The organism is Pseudomonas sp. PB105 (genome assembly GCF_009764655.1).
Taxonomy (GTDB): Bacteria; Pseudomonadota; Gammaproteobacteria; order Pseudomonadales; family Pseudomonadaceae; genus Aquipseudomonas; species Aquipseudomonas cyclaminis.
Genome location: NZ_RWIO01000027.1, coordinates 105,462 through 122,648 on the forward strand (window position 1 = coordinate 105,462; position 17,187 = coordinate 122,648).

Annotated in this window: 13 protein-coding genes and 1 pseudogene; 4 read left to right on the plus strand and 10 right to left on the minus strand. The window is 59.6% G+C overall.

The genetic code is table 11. The features are described from left to right. Nucleotides 1-112 precede the first annotated feature (112 nt). Together lexA and sulA are read left to right on the plus strand one after the other, a co-directional pair. Entirely contained in the window at nucleotides 113-721 is a 609-nt protein-coding gene (gene lexA / locus EJD88_RS05280; RefSeq protein ID WP_003172575.1) for a transcriptional repressor LexA, read from the plus strand. Between the two features lie 10 nt (nucleotides 722-731). Then, nucleotides 732-1,205 carry an SOS-induced cell division inhibitor SulA gene (sulA, locus tag EJD88_RS05285; RefSeq protein ID WP_099587430.1) on the plus strand — a complete coding sequence of 158 codons (474 nt, stop codon included), beginning with the start codon at nucleotides 732-734 and terminating at the stop codon, nucleotides 1,203-1,205. Nucleotides 1,206-1,312: 107 nt separating this feature from the next. Here the strand turns inward: sulA and EJD88_RS05290 are convergent, their stop codons facing one another. The 7 genes from EJD88_RS05290 to EJD88_RS05320 all read right to left on the minus strand — a co-directional run bounded on the left by EJD88_RS05290 (nucleotide 1,313) and on the right by EJD88_RS05320 (nucleotide 9,777). Continuing rightward, nucleotides 1,313-1,546, minus strand: coding sequence for a hypothetical protein (locus tag EJD88_RS05290; RefSeq protein ID WP_032889274.1), 234 nt, complete (start codon nucleotides 1,544-1,546; stop codon nucleotides 1,313-1,315). Between the two features lie 118 nt (nucleotides 1,547-1,664). Further along, the gene (locus tag EJD88_RS05295; RefSeq protein ID WP_099587431.1) at nucleotides 1,665-2,186 is read right to left on the minus strand and encodes a DUF6586 family protein; all 522 of its coding nucleotides are present in this window, start codon (nucleotides 2,184-2,186) and stop codon (nucleotides 1,665-1,667) included. A 248-nt stretch (nucleotides 2,187-2,434) separates the two neighbouring features. Beyond that, a complete protein-coding gene (gene topA / locus EJD88_RS05300; RefSeq protein ID WP_158877090.1) occupies nucleotides 2,435-5,056 on the minus strand; it encodes a type I DNA topoisomerase in 2,622 nt (873 codons plus the stop codon). 114 nt (nucleotides 5,057-5,170) lie between these two features. Beyond that, on the minus strand, nucleotides 5,171-5,407 hold the full coding sequence (locus tag EJD88_RS05305) for a DUF1653 domain-containing protein (RefSeq protein WP_112194093.1): 237 nt from the start codon (nucleotides 5,405-5,407) through the stop codon (nucleotides 5,171-5,173). A gap of 97 nt (nucleotides 5,408-5,504) precedes the next feature. Continuing rightward, on the minus strand, nucleotides 5,505-6,680 hold the full coding sequence (fadA, locus tag EJD88_RS05310) for an acetyl-CoA C-acyltransferase FadA (RefSeq protein WP_112194091.1): 1,176 nt from the start codon (nucleotides 6,678-6,680) through the stop codon (nucleotides 5,505-5,507). 29 nt (nucleotides 6,681-6,709) lie between these two features. After that, nucleotides 6,710-8,857: a fatty acid oxidation complex subunit alpha FadB gene (gene fadB / locus EJD88_RS05315; protein ID WP_099587434.1), complete on the minus strand. Its 2,148-nt coding sequence runs from the start codon at nucleotides 8,855-8,857 to the stop codon at nucleotides 6,710-6,712. Between the two features lie 482 nt (nucleotides 8,858-9,339). Continuing rightward, nucleotides 9,340-9,777: a hypothetical protein gene (locus tag EJD88_RS05320; protein WP_099587436.1), complete on the minus strand. Its 438-nt coding sequence runs from the start codon at nucleotides 9,775-9,777 to the stop codon at nucleotides 9,340-9,342. 105 nt (nucleotides 9,778-9,882) lie between these two features. Between EJD88_RS05320 and EJD88_RS05325 the strand changes: the two genes are divergently transcribed. Beyond that, entirely contained in the window at nucleotides 9,883-10,323 is a 441-nt protein-coding gene (locus EJD88_RS05325; protein ID WP_158877092.1) for a universal stress protein, read from the plus strand. Nucleotides 10,324-10,442: 119 nt separating this feature from the next. Here the strand turns inward: EJD88_RS05325 and EJD88_RS05330 are convergent, their stop codons facing one another. Further along, nucleotides 10,443-12,362 carry an ATP-binding cassette domain-containing protein gene (locus EJD88_RS05330; RefSeq protein ID WP_158877094.1) on the minus strand — a complete coding sequence of 640 codons (1,920 nt, stop codon included), beginning with the start codon at nucleotides 12,360-12,362 and terminating at the stop codon, nucleotides 10,443-10,445. Between the two features lie 213 nt (nucleotides 12,363-12,575). Between EJD88_RS05330 and EJD88_RS05335 the strand changes: the two genes are divergently transcribed. Further along, nucleotides 12,576-14,504 (plus strand): transglycosylase SLT domain-containing protein, encoded by a 1,929-nt coding sequence (locus EJD88_RS05335; protein ID WP_099587439.1) that lies wholly within the window; start codon nucleotides 12,576-12,578, stop codon nucleotides 14,502-14,504. Between the two features lie 65 nt (nucleotides 14,505-14,569). Here EJD88_RS05335 and EJD88_RS05340 read toward each other — a convergent pair. Both EJD88_RS05340 and EJD88_RS05345 read right to left on the minus strand, forming a co-directional pair. After that, nucleotides 14,570-15,337, minus strand: a pseudogene (locus tag EJD88_RS05340) (Fic family protein); the annotation flags it as partial. Nucleotides 15,338-15,400: 63 nt separating this feature from the next. Next, complete coding sequence (locus EJD88_RS05345) at nucleotides 15,401-17,176, minus strand: ABC transporter transmembrane domain-containing protein (RefSeq protein ID WP_160385040.1); 1,776 nt, start codon at nucleotides 17,174-17,176, stop codon at nucleotides 15,401-15,403. Nucleotides 17,177-17,187 lie beyond the last annotated feature (11 nt).

Here is a 17,187-nt window from a genome sequence, read left to right on the forward strand (position 1 = left end):
TGTAGGAAGGATGGCGAACGACCGTCCAGCGGAGGCGAACAAAAGGATGATTGCCAAGCGCAGTCCACTGTATATAATCCCAGTCACTGTATAAAAAGACAGAGCGATCAACATGCTAAAACTGACGCCACGCCAAGCTGAGATTCTGGCTTTTATCAAGCGCTGCCTCGATGACAACGGCTACCCGCCGACACGAGCCGAAATTGCGCTGGAACTGGGGTTCAAGTCCCCCAACGCCGCTGAAGAACACCTCAAGGCCCTCGCTCGCAAAGGCGCGATCGAGATGACGCCCGGTGCCTCGCGCGGTATTCGTATCCCTGGCTTCGAAGCCAAGGCCGACGAATCGACACTCCCGATCATCGGCCGTGTTGCCGCTGGTGCGCCGATCCTGGCACAGCAGCACGTCGAGGAGTCCTGCAACATCAACCCCACCTTCTTCCATCCGCGTGCCGACTACCTGTTGCGGGTACACGGCATGAGCATGAAAGACGTGGGCATCTTTGATGGCGACCTGCTGGCCGTCCACACCACCCGCGAAGCCCGTAATGGCCAGATCGTCGTCGCTCGCATCGGCGATGAAGTCACCGTTAAACGCTTCAAGCGCGAAGGCAGCAAGGTCTGGCTCCTGGCTGAGAACCCTGAGTTCGCTCCAATTGAAGTGAACCTGAAAGATCAGGACCTGGTGATCGAAGGCTTGAGCGTCGGCGTCATTCGCCGCTAGAGGAGGCACCATGCAGCTCATACACACCCCACAACACACTCAACTGTCGCTGTTCGAGGCCTTTATGGCCCAACCCCTTTCGCCCATTCTCAAGGAAACGGTCGAGGCGCCCTGGAGCGCCGAACCCGAGGCGTTCAGTGAACTGTCGTTGCGCGGTGCGGCTGGGAGCTGCCTGAGCCTATTGGCGCCGATTCTTCGTGATCTGAGCGAAGAGCAGGATGCACGCTGGCTGACCCTGATCGCCCCACCCGCCAGCCTGACCCAGGCCTGGCTACGGGACGCCGGTCTTAACCGTGAGCGTATCCTGCTGCTACAACCGCGTGGTGCGCAAAGTGCGCAGCAGCTGACATGTGAGGCGTTGCGCCTGGGTCGTAGCCATACTGTGGTGAGCTGGCTGAACCCGCTGAATGCGGCAGCCAAGCAGCAATTGGTCAGCGCAGCACGCACGGGCGATGCACAGAGTTTGAATATTCGATTGGGATAAAAGGCCAGGCCTTATAAGGGAACGGAGCGGGCTTCTGTGGTGAGCATGCTCATTATGGTGAGCCCGCTCACCACAGAAGCCCGATCACCACAACAGCGAATCCACATTCAGTGGAGAACCCGCGAACCATCCTCTTTTTCCGGTTCGCCTTCCGCCAGGCGGCCAGCCATCTGCACGCCCACGCTCAACATGGCTTTTGCCACTTCCACGTGTTGGCCTTGCAGGAACGCTTTTGCGTCCTCGGAAAAATCCAGGATAACCAGAGAACCCTCGTCCTCAGCCCGGCGCAGCTCGATTCGGCCGTCAGGCAACTCAACAATTTCCAGAAAGGACGTCGGCATAAAAGTCTGTTCTCCACCAAAGGCCGGGATTATATCAGTCATCCTCCCAGCCTCGTTGAGGTTCTGGCGAGGTTTCTTTACAGCTTGATGAACGGTGCTTTCTGCGCACGCCCAAGCTTCAACACTCGTTCAGGCCTTCACGAAAGCGCAGCGCCATCTTTTTCAGCTCCTGACGCCAGCCTTCCAACTCTTCCCGGCTCAGCGGCTTCGGCTCGTCCTCTTCCAGCGCAATTGCCACGATCAACGGCTGAGTCACATCCCCCTTAGGTACGTGGGGAACACGCGGCGGCTGGAACATATCGGCATGGGCCTTGAGCAGGCGCGCCACCCAGCTGTCAGGGCTCTGGGCCATTTCTACCAGTTCCGACAGCTCAGGAATCGCCATGCTCTCCAGCACTTCACGGTTCATGATCATTTCCGCACGGGGCGAACCGGCCTGTGGCAAACGGTAGAAGCCGGCGATTTCATGACACAGCCCCAGCAACGCGCCGTACAGGTGAAATAAAGCTGCTTCACGCCCCGCCTGGACCAACGCGATAGCATTCATCTCCTTCCCTTCCTCGGCACGGCCAAGGGCTTCCAGGGACAAACCCGCGAAGTAAATTTTCTGATTGGTACGGGTATAGAGTTCGTTGGCCATGACGGCAAATCTCCACAACGAATAGGCGTGATGCTGGCTGAACAGTGTCACGGATCAGCCGAGTCGACTGCAAGTGCCATGTACGGCTGCTTACGTGAGAAGGAACTTCACTTACACAAACACGCCGATGCAAATGTGGGAGGGGGCTTGCTCCCGATAGAGGTCTATCAGCCGACATGTGTATGACTGATGCACCGCTATCGGGGGCAAGCCCCCTCCCACATTGGATCTTCGGCGTATTCGGCGGATCAAGCGCCCTGGCGCTTGTCTTCGACCTTCCACTTGCCGCCGTCGTAGAACGCTTTCCAGCCGGTAGGCTTGCCGTCCACTTCGGTCTGCACGTACTGCTCCTTGGTCTTGCGGCTGTAGCGGATCACGGCTGGACGACCATCCGGGTCCTTCTTCGGCGCTTCACACAGGAAGTGGTACTTAGGATCGATCTCGTCCTTGTGCGGCACGATCTCCAGCACCAACGGCGCACGGGTCTCGCGGTTTTTCGGGAACTGGCTCGCCGCCAGGAACAACCCCGAGGCGCCGTCACGCAGGATATAAGTGTCGTTGACCTTCTCGCACTTGAGTTCAGGCATCTTCACCGGGTCCATCTTCGGCGGCGCTGCGTCACCGCTTTTCAGCAGTTTGCGGGTGTTCTTGCAGGTCGGATTGGTGCAGCCGAAGAACTTGCCGAAACGACCGGTCTTGAGCTGCATCTCGCTGCCGCACTTGTCGCACTCCAGGCTCGGACCTTCGTAGCCCTTGATGCGGTAAGTGCCCTCTTCGATCTCGTAGCCGTTGCAATCCGGGTTGTTACCGCAGATGTGCAACTTGTGCTTCTCGTCCAGCAGGTAGGCGTCCATCGCCGTGCTGCAGATCGGGCAACGGTGCTTGCCACGCAATACCAGCGACTCCGACTCACCCTCGTCGTCGGCCGCGATTTCATCACCAGGGACCAGGTTGACCGTGGCCTTGCAGCGCTCTTTCGGCGGCAGGCTGTAGCCCGAGCAACCGAGGAACACGCCGGTGGACGCGGTACGAATCTGCATCGGGCGGCCACAGGTCTGGCACGGGATGTCAGTCATCACCGGCTGGTTGGCACGCATGCCGCTCTCAGGGCTTTCAGCTACCTCAAGTTTCTTCTTGAAGTCGCCGTAGAACTCGTCGAGTACGTTTTTCCAGTCGCGTTCGCCCTGGGCCACGTCATCGAGGTTCTCTTCCATGCCGGCGGTAAAGCCGTAGTCCATCAGGTTGGAGAAGCTCTCGGACAGGCGCTCAGTCACGATGTCGCCCATCTTTTCCGAATAGAAACGACGGTTATGCAGCGCCACATAGCCACGGTCCTGGATGGTCGAGATGATCGCCGCATAGGTCGAAGGACGGCCGATACCGCGCTTTTCCATCTCCTTGACCAGGCTGGCTTCCGAATAACGCGCCGGCGGCTTGGTGAAGTGCTGGGACGGGTCGAGCTTGATCAGCTTCAACGTGTCGCCCTGGGCCATGTCCGGCAACACATCGTCGTCACCCGGCTTGGCGATTTGCGGCATTACGCGGGTGTAACCGTCGAACTTGAGGATACGGCCCTTGGCACGCAGCTCGAAGTCACCAGCACCCACGCTGACGGTCGTCGACAGGTATTGCGCCGGCAGCATCTGGCAGGCCAGGAACTGGCGCCAGATCAGCTCGTAGAGGCGCTCAGCGTCGCGCTCCATGCCGCTCAGCTTGCTTGGCTCGGTGTTGGCGTCGGACGGACGAATCGCTTCGTGAGCCTCCTGGGCGCCTTCCTTGCTGCTGTAGACGTTCGGCTTTTCCGGCAGGTACTTCTTGCCGAACTCGCTTTCAATATACGTACGCGCCATCGCCACCGCGTCTTGCGACAGGTTGGTGGAGTCAGTACGCATATAAGTGATGTAGCCGGCTTCGTACAGACGCTGGGCCATCATCATGGTTTTCTTCACACCAAAGCCCAGGCGGTTGCTCGCGGCCTGTTGCAGGGTGGAAGTAATGAATGGTGCAGACGGCTTGCTGCTGGTCGGTTTGTCTTCGCGCTTGACGATGCTGTAGCTGGACGCCTTGAGCTTTTCCAGCGCAGCCATGGCCTGGGCTTCGTTCAGCGGCTTGAAGGCTTCGCCTTTCTCGCGGGCCACTTCAAAACGGACGTTGTTGCCCTTGGCAGTACCGAGGTCGGTGTGGACTTCCCAATATTCCTCAGGGTTGAACGCACGGATCTCGCGCTCACGCTCCACCACCAGCTTGACCGCTACCGATTGCACACGGCCGGCGGACAGGCCACGGGCGATCTTCGCCCACAGCAGCGGCGAGACCATGTAACCCACGACGCGGTCGAGGAAACGACGGGCCTGTTGGGCGTTGACGCGGTCAATGTCCAGCTCACCTGGCTTGGAGAAGGCTTCCTGGATGGCTTTCTTGGTGATTTCGTTGAACACCACACGCTTGTAGCGGCTGTCGTCACCGCCAATGGCTTCCCGCAGGTGCCAGGCAATGGCTTCCCCTTCGCGGTCCAAGTCCGTTGCGAGATAGATGGTGTCAGCATCCTTGGCGAGCCGGCGCAGCTCTTCGATGACCTTTTCCTTGCCCGGAAGGATTTCGTACTTGGCCTTCCAGCCATGATCCGGGTCCACACCCATGCGCGAGACCAGCTGCTTGCGCGCTTTCTCTTTTGGCGTGAGCACCGGGCCTTCGCCCGCAGCCGCCTTGCCGCGCTTGGCGGCAGGCTCCTTGCTGGCGCTAGCCGAACCGCTGGTGGGCAGGTCTCGGATATGGCCGATACTCGACTTCACCACGTACTCGTTACCCAAGTACTTGTTGATGGTCTTGGCCTTAGCCGGGGATTCCACAATGACCAGCGATTTGCCCATGGATCGGAAAATTCCTGAATTCGAGAAGTGAAAGGCAGTTGGCGCCTGACGCGGCAACGCTATATATAGTGGCAACAAGGTGAGGTCAAGCGCAGCATTCTGCGCGGCCTGCCGTTATTGCCCTGAAAAAAGACTGGGTTCGGCCTGGACCAAAGCAAAGCGCGGGACCTGTTCGCCGTCAACTTCGACGGTCTCCAGGAACATGCTCAAGGGGCGCACCCAAAAGCCGTATTCACCATACAGCGCTTGGTAGAACACCACTTCTTCTTCAGTTTCAGAGTGCCGTGCCACATTAAAAACGCGGTACTGCGGCCCCTTATAATGTTGGTAGAGCCCTGGTTCAACTTTCATGCTCTGGCCCTCTTACAAAATTTGTTAAAAAAAAAATACAAGACCACCCAAAAACAAAAACCGGGGCACTGGGCCCCGGCTTCCGTCAACTCAACGCTTAGACGCGTTCGAAGACGGTGGAAATGCCTTGGCCGAGACCAATGCACATGGTGGCAACCCCAAGGTTGCCGCCATTTTGCTTCATCACGTTAAGCAAAGTGCCGGAAATACGTGCACCGGAGCAACCGAATGGGTGGCCCAGGGCAATCGCACCGCCGTGCAGGTTAACCTTCTCATTCATCTTGTCGAGTACTTTCAAATCTTTCAGCACTGGCAGGGCCTGTGCGGCGAAAGCTTCGTTGAGCTCGAAGAAGTCGATATCAGAGATGGTCAGCCCCGCGCGCTTCAAGGCTTTTTGTGTGGCCGGTACTGGACCATAGCCCATGATTGCCGGGTCCACACCCGCCACGGCCATCGAACGGATCACCGCCAGTGGCTGGATGCCCAGGTCCTGGGCACGCTGCGCCGACATCACGATCATGCACGAAGCACCATCGGTGATTTGCGACGAAGTGCCGGCTGTCACGGTGCCGCCCTTTGGATTGAAGGCAGGTTTCAAGGCTGCCAGGCTTTCCAGGGTGGTATCCGGACGAATGGTTTCGTCGTAGTCGAACAGTTTCAGGAAACCGTTCTCGTCGTAGCCGTTCATCGGGATGATTTCATCCTTGAACTTGCCTTCCACCGTCGCCTTGTGGGCGAGTTGGTGGGAGCGTACGCCGAACGCGTCCTGAGCTTCGCGGGTGATGCCGTGCATTTTGCCGAGCATTTCCGCGGTGAGGCCCATCATGCCCGAGGCTTTCGCCGCGTAGAGGGACATGTGCGGGTTAGGATCAACGCCGTGCATCATGCTGACGTGGCCCATGTGCTCCACACCACCGACCACGAACACATCACCGTTGCCGGTCATGATCGCCTGGGCGGCGGTGTGCAGCGCGCTCATCGACGAACCGCACAGGCGGCTGACGGTCTGGCCCGCCGCAGTGTGCGGGATCTGGGTCATCAAGGAGGCCATGCGCGCGATGTTCCAGCCCTGCTCCAGGGTCTGGTTGACGCAGCCCCAGATCACGTCCTCGACTTCGTTCGGGTCGACCTTGACGTTGCGTTCCAGCACTTTGCTGATCAGGTGCGCGGACATGTCTTCAGCGCGGGTGTTGCGGTGCATGCCGCCCTTGGAGCGGCCCATCGGCGTGCGACCGAAGTCGACAATCACCACGTCTCTTGGATTCAAGCTCATAAATATTCTCGCTCTAGTCGTCTGGGCGCTTAACCGAAGAAGCTCTGGCCATTCTTGGCCATTTCACGCAGCTTCGCGGTCGGGTGGTACAGCGGGCCCAGATCAGCGTATTGATCAGCCAGGGCAACGAATTCAGCCACACCGATCGAGTCGATGTAACGCAGCGCACCGCCACGGAATGGAGGGAAGCCAATACCGTACACCAGGCCCATATCGGCTTCGGCGGCGGTCTCGACGATGCCGTCTTCCAGGCAGCGCACGGTTTCCAGGCACAGGGCGATCATCATCCAGTTGATGATGTCCTCGTCGGACACCTCACGCTGTTCGTAGATGACCGGCGCGAGCACTTCGTGCACCGATGGATCGGCGACTTTCTTCTGCTTGCCCTTCTTGTCCGCCTCGTAGGCGTAGAAGCCCTTGCCATTCTTCTGGCCCAGGCGCTTGGCCTCGTACAGCGCGTCGATCGCCGAGCGGCGGTCGTCTTTCATGCGGTCCGGGAAGCCTTCAGCCATTACGTCGCGACCGTGGTGGCCGGTGTCGATGCCGACCACGTCCATCAGGTACGCCGGGCCCATTGGCCAGCCGAATTTTTCCATGACTTTGTCGATGCGCACGAAGTCCACACCGGCGCTGACCAGCTTGGCGAAACCGCCGAAGTACGGGAACAGCACGCGGTTGACCAGGAAGCCCGGGCAGTCGTTGACCACAATCGGGTTCTTGCCCATTTTCTTGGCGTAGGCCACGGTGGTGGCAACGGCCAGTTCGCTGGACTTCTCGCCACGGATCACTTCCACCAGCGGCATCATGTGCACCGGGTTGAAGAAGTGCATCCCGACGAAGTTTTCCGGACGCTTGAGGGCCTTGGCCAGCAGCGAGATGGAAATGGTCGAGGTGTTCGACGCCAGGATCGTGTCGTCTTTGACGTGGCTTTCAACTTCAGCCAGTACCGCCTGCTTGACCTTCGGGTTCTCGACAACGGCCTCGACGACCAAGTCGACATGGCCGAAATCGCCGTAGGACAGCGTAGGACGAATGCCGTTAAGCACTTCGGCCATTTTTGCAGCGGTCATGCGACCTTTATCAACGCGACCTACCAGCAGCTTGGCCGCTTCGGCCAGGCCTTGCTCGATACCGTGCTCGTTGATGTCCTTCATCAGGATCGGCGTGCCTTTGGACGCCGACTGATAGGCGATACCGCCGCCCATGATACCGGCGCCGAGCACGGCGGCCTGTTTCACGTCCTTGGCGATTTCGTCGTAGGCCTTGGCCTTTTTCTTCAGTTCCTGATCGTTCAGGAACAGGCCGATCAGGCTCTGGGCCGCCGAGGTTTTCGCCAGTTTGACGAAGCCTGCCGCTTCTACTTCCAGGGCCTTGTCGCGACCGAAGTTCGCGGCTTTCTGGATGGTCTTGATCGCTTCAACCGGCGCCGGGTAGTTCGGGCCGGCCTGGCCAGCCACGAAACCTTTGGCGGTTTCGAACGACATCATTTGTTCGATGGCGTTGAGCTTGAGTTTTTCCAGCTTCGGCTGACGCTTGGCCTTGTAGTCAAATTCGCCGCTGATGGCGCCCTTGATCAGGTTAAGTGCAGCTTCGGCCAGTTTGTCCGGCGCAACCACGGCGTCGACAGCGCCGACTTTCAGCGCGTCCTCAGCACGGTTTTCCTTGCCTGCGGCAATCCATTCGATGGCGTTGTCGGCCCCGATCAGGCGCGGCAGACGTACGGTGCCGCCGAAACCTGGGTAGATGCCCAGCTTGACTTCAGGCAAGCCGATCTTGGCAGTGGCCGACATGACGCGGAAGTCTGCGGCCAGGCACATTTCGAAGCCGCCGCCCAGCGCGATGCCATTGATCGCGGCAACGGTCGGTACGTTGAGGTCTTCGAAATCGCTGAAAATCTTGTTGGCTTCGAGGTTGCCAGCCACCAGCTCGGCATCGGGCAGCTTGAAGTTGTCGACGAATTCGGTGATGTCAGCGCCGACGATAAACACGTCCTTGCCGCTGGAAACGATCACGCCCTTGACCGAAGCATCTGCTTTGATGGTGTCTACAGCCTGACGCAGCTCGTTCAGGGTTAGACGGTTGAACTTGTTGACGGACTCACCCTTGAGGTCGAATTTCAATTCGACGATGCCACTTTCAAGAGCCTTAACCGTGATGGCTTTACCTTCGTAAATCATCAACTGATCTCCACGATATGGAAGCTGAACAGTACACATTGGACGCTGGCCTCTGGTTGGACACTGGCCGCTAGGTCAATGCTCACTCCAATCCGCCAGGCACACCCGCCAATGCGATAGTCGGGATGCATGTATGAGCGGTCTGACAGACAAACGCTCAATTCATACGCCCGTTTGATTTGGGTACGCCACCTTCATCCAATTCCAGGCAATTGTCAATCGCTCGAAAGGCTAGGAAAAACGCGACTTTCCAGTCATTTCAGAACCCCAACCATAGGCCCACGCTTCGCCAATATTCAAATATTCACGAAATCAATTATAGGAAAGATGTGGGAAAAGACTGTACAGAACGGGATATCCGGCTAGGCTAGCCGCAACCGTAACGCGCCTGGATGAACATCCGACGCGCCAACCAGAGATTTACCGGCCTGCCTGGCCAACTCCAGCCCGATGATGATGTCGGGCTTTTTATTGCCTGGCTTTCATGCCAACGCCTTGAGCAGTGCATCAATGGCGAGCAGATCACTCGCTTCGCCCTTCTCGCCCCAATACAGGGCGATCATCTGCTTGTCCGCCTCGACTTTGTAGACGTTGGCCGGCAGCGTTGCAAAATACGGCAACAACTTCTCGTCCTCACAGACTTCGCGCCACTGGTTGACCCACATCCCCGGCTCCAATTGCCAGTAGCTCCAGATGGCCGGCGTGCTGCCACGCCGTGGCCGGCAGTACTGCGCGCAGGGGCTCGGCGGCTCCTGTTTGAGCCAGTGCGGCCACTCCTGGGGTGCCAACTGCATGGCCAGCCCGATGCGGCGCGCCTCCATGCGCAGGGCCATCCGCCCGCTCTGATGGCGCGACGGGCGCAGCCATGCCAAAGGGCTCAGAACCACCACAAGGATTGACACCACTATCCAGACCGTCATATGTGTACTCCCGAATTTCTAGATGAGCGGATTTGACCGGATACAACCCGATCCGCTTGAAAGCAGCCATACTTAATTTATTGCAGTCCCCTGGAGGAACGCCTCATGCCCTACCAACATATTCTGGTCGCTGTCGACCTGACCGAAGAGTGCGATCCAGTGATCAAGCGCGCGCAGGAATCTGCATTGGCCAATGGCGCCAAACTGTCGCTGGTGCATATCGTCGAGCCCATGGCCATGGCCTTTGGCGGTGACGTGCCGATGGACCTTTCCCAGTTGCAGCAACAACAATTTGACCAGGCCAAGGAGCGCCTGGACCGTTTGATTCTCAAATACCCGCACCTGAAAAAGGAAGACTGCCACCTGACATACGGCCAACCGCGCCAGGAAATCCATCACTTGGCCAAGGAAGAGGCTTGCGACTTGATCGTGGTGGGTAGCCATGGTCGTCACGGCTTGGCGTTGTTGCTGGGTTCTACTGCCAATGATGTGCTGCACGGCGCGCCGTGCGATGTGCTGGCCGTGAAGCTTGTAAAAACCTCATAAGGCGAATGAGGACCAAATGTGGGAGGGGGCTTGCCCCCTCCCACATTTGAACTGCATTCATATGAAAAACCCGGTGTTCATACTAGTGAACACCGGGTTTTTTATTGCATGCGGATCACTCAGGCATCCAGCTCGGCCCAACGCTCCATCAACACTTCCAGTTCCTGGTTCAGCGCCTCCAGGGAAGCAATGACCTTGGCAGTTTCCGCTGCCGGACGCAGGTAGAACCCGGCATCAGCCATGTCCGCTTCAACAGCAGCAATCTGCTTTTCCTTGGCGTCGATATCACCCGGCAACGCTTCCAGCTCGCGCTGCAGCTTGTAGCTGAGCTTCTTCTTGGCCGCCGGCGCAGCTTCGGGTGCAGGAGCCGCGGCGGCAACCGGTGTTACCACCGCCGAGGTCAAGTCGGCCTTGCCGGACTTGCTTTCGGTCACGCCCAACAGGCGCGGTGAACCGCCCTGGCGCAGCCAGTCCTGATAACCACCGACGTATTCGCGAACCTTGCCTTCACCTTCGAAGACCAGGGTGCTGGTAACCACGTTGTCGAGGAATGCCCGGTCGTGGCTGACCATCAGCACGGTGCCGTTGAAGGTCAACAGGACCTCTTCCAGCAGTTCGAGGGTTTCTACGTCGAGGTCGTTGGTTGGTTCGTCGAGTACCAGCAGGTTGGCCGGCTTGCTGAACAGCTTCGCCAGCAGCAGGCGTGCGCGCTCACCACCGGACAACGCTTTGACCGGCGTACGTGCACGCTGCGGGCTGAACAGGAAGTCGCCCAGGTAACTCAACACATGGCGGCTCTGGCCGTCGATATCGATAAAGTCGCGGCCTTCCGCCACGTTATCGATCACGGTTTTTTCCAGGTCCAACTGATGGCGCAACTGGTCGAAGTAGGCCACGTCGATGCGCGTGCCCTCTTCGACTTTACCACTGGTCGGTTGCAGGCCATTAAGCATCAGCTTGAGCAAGGTGGTCTTGCCGGTACCGTTGGCGCCCAGCAGACCGATACGGTCGCCGCGAGCCAGGACCATGGAGAAGTCATTGATCAGGAACGGGCCATCCGGGTGATGGAAGCTGACGTTCTCCAGCACCATCACCTGCTTGCCCGACTTGTCGGCGGTATCCAGCTGGATATTGGCCTTGCCGGTGCGCTCGCGACGTTCGCTGCGCTCAACGCGCAGGGCTTTCAGCGCGCGTACACGGCCTTCGTTACGGGTGCGGCGGGCCTTGATGCCCTGGCGGATCCAGACTTCTTCCTGGGCCAGTTTTTTATCGAACAGGGCGTTGGCGGTTTCTTCAGCCGACAGCGCCGCTTCCTTGTGCACCAGGAAGCTGGCGTAGTCGCCGTTCCAGTCGATCAGGCCACCACGGTCCAATTCGAGGATGCGCGTGGCAAGGCTCTGCAGGAAGGCACGGTCGTGCGTGATGAACAGCACGGCGCCCTGGAAGTCCTTGATGGCTTCTTCAAGCCAGGCAATGGCGCCGATGTCCAGGTGGTTGGTGGGCTCGTCGAGCAGCAGCAAATCCGGCTCGGACACCAAGGCCTGGGCCAGCAGCACGCGGCGACGCCAGCCGCCGGACAGTTCGGCGAGGGTCTTGTCGGCAGGCAGTTGCAGGCGGCTCAGGGTGCTGTCGACCAGTTGCTGCAGGCGCCAGCCGTCACGGGCTTCGAGGTCCTGCTGGACGTGCATCAGCTTGTCCAGGTCTTCCTCGGTGACGCAGTTCTGCGCCAGGTGATGGTATTGCGCTAGCAACTCACCCACGCCGTCCAGGCCTTCGGCAACCACGTCGAACACTGTCCGTCCGTCGGCCACCGGCAATTCTTGCGGCAATTCGCCAATCTTGAGGCCTGGGGCGCGCCAGACAGAGCCGTCATCGGGCTTCTGGTCGCCTTTGACCAGCTTCATCATGCTGGACTTGCCGGTGCCGTTGCGGCCGATGATGCACACCCGCTCACCACGGGCGATCTGCCAGGACACCTTGTCCAACAACGGCATAGCGCCGAAAGCAAGGGACACATCGCTGAATTTGAGCAGGGTCATACGCTTCTCCAAAAACTGGGCGCGCATTCTACCTGACTTGAGGGTGGGATGCGGCCAGCATTTTCAAGGCCGACACGTTCTGTAGGACATTTCCGGTAAACCTGAACGAACCGGCCGGCAAAGCTTTCGCCGGTCGCTGGCAAAAGGCTAAGCTAGGGGCAATCAGCGTCGGCGGTGCCGGCGCTAGTCGTGATTTCTCTGCACGGACGTCTCATGCGCAGTCGCCTTTTCAACTTTTTATCTTGTCTGCTTCTTTCCGCCACCGCCGTTCAATCCGCCCAGGCCGTGGACCTCACCACCCAACGTCAATATTACGATGAAGCCAAGCGCGCACTGGCCAAGGGCGATACCGGCCCCTATATGCAATACAGCCAGGCCCTGGCCGACTACCCGCTGACGCCGTACCTGGCCTACGACGAGCTGACCGCGCGCCTGAAAACCGCGAGTAATCAGGAAATCGAGCAGTTTCTCGCCAAAAACGGCGACCTGCCCCAGGCCAACTGGATGAAGCTGCGCTGGTTACGCTGGCTGTCCGAGCGTGGCGATTGGCAGACCTTTGAAAAGTACTACGACTCCAAACTCAATTTCGTCGAACTGGACTGCCTGCACGGCCAATACCAGCTCACCCACAACCTGAAGGCCGAAGGCTACAAGACCGCCGAAAAGCTGTGGATGACCGGCAAATCCCAACCCGCCGCCTGTGATGCCACCTTTGGCCAGTGGGCCGCCGACGGCCAACTCACCGAACAGAAAATCTGGGACCGCACCAAGCTCGCCGCCGAAGCGCGCAACTACGCGCTCGCCAACAGCCTGGTGAAAACCCTGCCGACCCTCGGCGCCCAAGGCCGCCTGATGGTGGATGTGGCGCAAAAGCCCGACATGCTCAGCGATCCATCGCGCTTCCAGCCGGCCACCGAGGCTATGTCTGACGCCGTGGGCCTGGGCCTGCGTCGCCTGGCCCGCCAGGACCCGGACAAGGCCATGGCCCTGCTCGACGGCTACGCCAGCAGCATGCACTTCTCCCGTGACGAAAAAGTGTCGATCGCCCGCGAAATCGGCCTGACCCTGGCCAAGCGCTTCGACCCACGCGCCCTTGAGGTGATGACCAAGTACGACCCCGAGCTGCGCGACAACACCGTCTCCGAGTGGCGCCTGCGCTTGCTGTTGCGCCTGGCACGCTGGGAAGATGCCTACCAGTTGACGCGCAAACTCCCACAAGACCTGGCCACCACCAACCGCTGGCGCTACTGGCAGGCCCGCAGCCTGGAACTGGCCGAGCCGAAGAACCCGCAAGCCCTGGTGCTCTACAAGAACCTGTCGCGGGAGCGGGACTTCTACGGATTCCTCGCGGCTGATCGCTCCAAAGCCCCGTACCAACTGAACAACAAGCCGCTGGTGATGAGCCAGGCGCTGGTCAATAAAGTCCGTAACACCCCCGGCGTACGCCGCGCCCTGGAGTTTTACGCCCGTGGGCAGATCGTGGACGGTCGCCGCGAGTGGTACCACGTCAGCCGCCACTTCAACCGCGATGAGATGGTCGCCCAAGCCAAGCTGGCGTACGACATGAAGTGGTACTTCCCGGCGATCCGCACCATCAGCCAGGCCCAGTACTGGGACGATCTGGACATCCGCTTCCCGATGGCCCACCGCGACACCCTGGTGCGTGAAGCCAAGGTTCGTGGCCTGCATTCGAGCTGGGTATTCGCCATCACCCGCCAGGAAAGCGCCTTTATGGACGATGCCCGCTCCGGCGTTGGCGCCAGCGGCCTGATGCAACTGATGCCCGGCACCGCCAAGGAAACCGCGCGCAAATTCAGCATCCCCCTGGCCTCCCCGGCCCAGGTGTTGGACCCCGACAAAAACATCCAGCTCGGCGCCGCCTACCTGAGCCAGGTGCACAGCCAATTCAACGGCAACCGCGTACTCGCCTCCGCCGCCTACAACGCCGGCCCCGGCCGCGTGCGCCAGTGGTTGCGCGGTGCCGATCACTTGAGTTTCGATGTATGGGTGGAGAGCATCCCATTCGACGAAACCCGCCAGTATGTGCAGAACGTGCTGTCTTATTCAGTGATCTACGGGCAAAAGCTCAACTCGCCACAGCCGCTGGTGGATTGGCATGAGCGGTATTTTGATGATCAGTAACACTTGAAACGGAAAGGAAAAATGCCCGCATTGAAAAATGCGGGCATTTTTTATGAGCCTGCCCGAGGCTCGCTTTGCACGGCTTCAGCCAAGGCCAGGCTCAACGCCTGCAGCATGAACTCAACGAAGGGCGTGGCCTCGGCCTGCCGGTCTGCAGTTGAAAGCGCGGCATAGTAAGCGTCCTGCTGTTCACGAATAACCGCTTCCACTGGCAGGTAGGCCAATACAGGACGCCATTGGCTGAGAATCAGCGTTTGCCAGAGCCGTCCCATGCGCCCATTACCATCCGCAAAAGGGTGGATAAATTCAAACTCATAATGGAATACACAGCTGGCGATCAACGGGTGCCAATCGGAAACCGACAACCATTGGAGCAGGTCATCCATCAGATGCGTTACACGGCTCGCGGGCGGAGCCATGTGTACCAATTGCTCGCCACGATAGATACCAACACCCGCCTGCCGAAACCGTCCGGCATCGTCGATCAAGCCATACATCAGCAGTTCGTGAGCCTTCAACACATCCGCGCGATTACTCGGCAGCCACTGCGGCATTGCCTCGTAGGCAGCAAACGCATTACGCACTTCCTGGATTTCTCTAGGCAGCCCCAATACTCGTCGGCCTTCCAGAACAGCAGTCACCTGCTCGACGCTGAGGGTATTGTTCTCGATCGCCAATGAGGCCTGAATCGTACGGATTCGATTGCCCCGCCTGAGCTGTGGCGTCTGACGGGTGTCGTCACCGACTGAGAGCTGACCAATCTGCTCACTGATATCAGCCACCAGGGCCAGCATCTTTGTGGTCAGTGTCAACGGAGGTTGATAACGGCTCATGTCCTCATCCAGATCAATAGCGAAAGATTGCATAATGCCTTAAGGAGCAAGCACACCGCAGCTTCATTCCATCTCCACACCATCACTGAACTGCAACGCCGCCAACCGCGCATACAGCGGATTACTCGCAATCAACTGCTGATGCGTGCCCACCGCCACCAGCTTGCCCTGGTCCATCACGGCGATCCGATCAGCATTCTTCACCGTGGCCAGGCGATGGGCGATCACCAGCGTGGTGCGCCCTTGCATCAGTTGCGGCAAGGCTTGCTGGATCAGGTGTTCACTCTGGGCATCGAGGGCGCTGGTGGCTTCGTCCAGCAGCAGGATCGGTGCGTCCACCAACAAGGCGCGGGCGATGGCCAGGCGCTGGCGCTGGCCGCCGGAGAGGCCCTGGCCACCGTCGCCCAGGTGAGTCTGGTAGCCGTTGGGCATTTGCAGGATGAAATCATGGGCGTGGGCGATGCGCGCAGCGGCTTCGACCTGCTCGCGGGTCGCGCTCGGGTTGCCGTAGCGGATGTTTTCTTCGACGCTGCCGAAAAACAGCGCCGGGCTCTGGGACACCAAGGCGAAATGGCGGCGCAGATCCAGGGGGTCGAGCTCGGTCAGCGGGTGACCTTCGAGCAGTATGCGGCCGTGCTGGGGGTCGTAGAAACGCAGCAGAAGGTCGAAAATGGTCGACTTGCCCGCGCCGGATGGCCCGACCAAGGCCAGGGTTTCGCCGGGGTTGATCGTCAGATTCAAGCCGTCGATGGCGTAGCTGTCGGGTCGTGACGGGTAGGAAAAACGCAAGTCCTGCAGCTCCATACGCCCACTGACCCGCGCCGGCAACTGCACCGTGCCCGCGGCCGGCGCCTGGATTTCGTTAGTCGACTGCAACAGCTCACCAATGCGCTCGGCTGCACCGGCGGCACGTTGCAGCTCACCGAGCACTTCGCTCAGGGTGCCGACGGCGCTGCCGACGATCAGGCTGTAGAACACAAACGCCGCCAGTTCGCCGCCGGAAATACGCCCACTGATCACGTCCATGCCGCCCACCCACAACATCACGCCCACGGCACCGAGCACCAGCATGATCACCAAGGTGATCAGCCAGGCCCGCTGGGCAATACGTTTACGCGCCGTGGCAAAGGCTTCTTCGACGGTCACGGCAAAGCGTTGTTCGTCCTGGACCTGGTGGTTGTAGGCCTGCACGGTCTTGATCTGGCCGAGGGTTTCGGACACATAACTGCCCACATCGGCAATCCGGTCCTGGCTCAGGCGCGACAGGCTACGCACGCGGCGACCGAAAATCAGGATCGGTGCCAGCACCAGCGGCAGCGCCACCACCACGATACTGGTGAGCTTGGGGTTGGTGACGAACAGCAGCACAATGCCGCCGATGACCATCAAGGCATTGCGCAGGAACAGCGACAGCGACGAGCCGATCACCGATTGCAACAAGGTGGTGTCGGTGGTCAGCCGCGACTGGATTTCGGAGCTGCGGTTATTCTCGTAGAAGCCGGGGTGCAAGTAGATGAGGTGGTTGAACACCTGCCGACGAATATCCGCCACCACCCGCTCGCCAATCCAGGACACCAGGTAAAACCGTGCAAAAGTACCCACCGCCAGGCCCAGCACCAGGATCATGAACAGGCCGATGGACTGGTTGAGCAGGTGCGGCGACTGGGTCATGAAACCCTGGTCCACCAGTAGGCGGATGCCCTGCCCCATGGACAAGGTGATGCCGGCGGTGACGATCAGCGCCAACAGAGCGCCCAGCGCCTGCCAGCGATAGGGCGCGATAAAGCGGCTGGCCAGGCGAATTGCGCGGCGTTGACGGACTGAGAACATGGAGGGCATCACCGATGAGG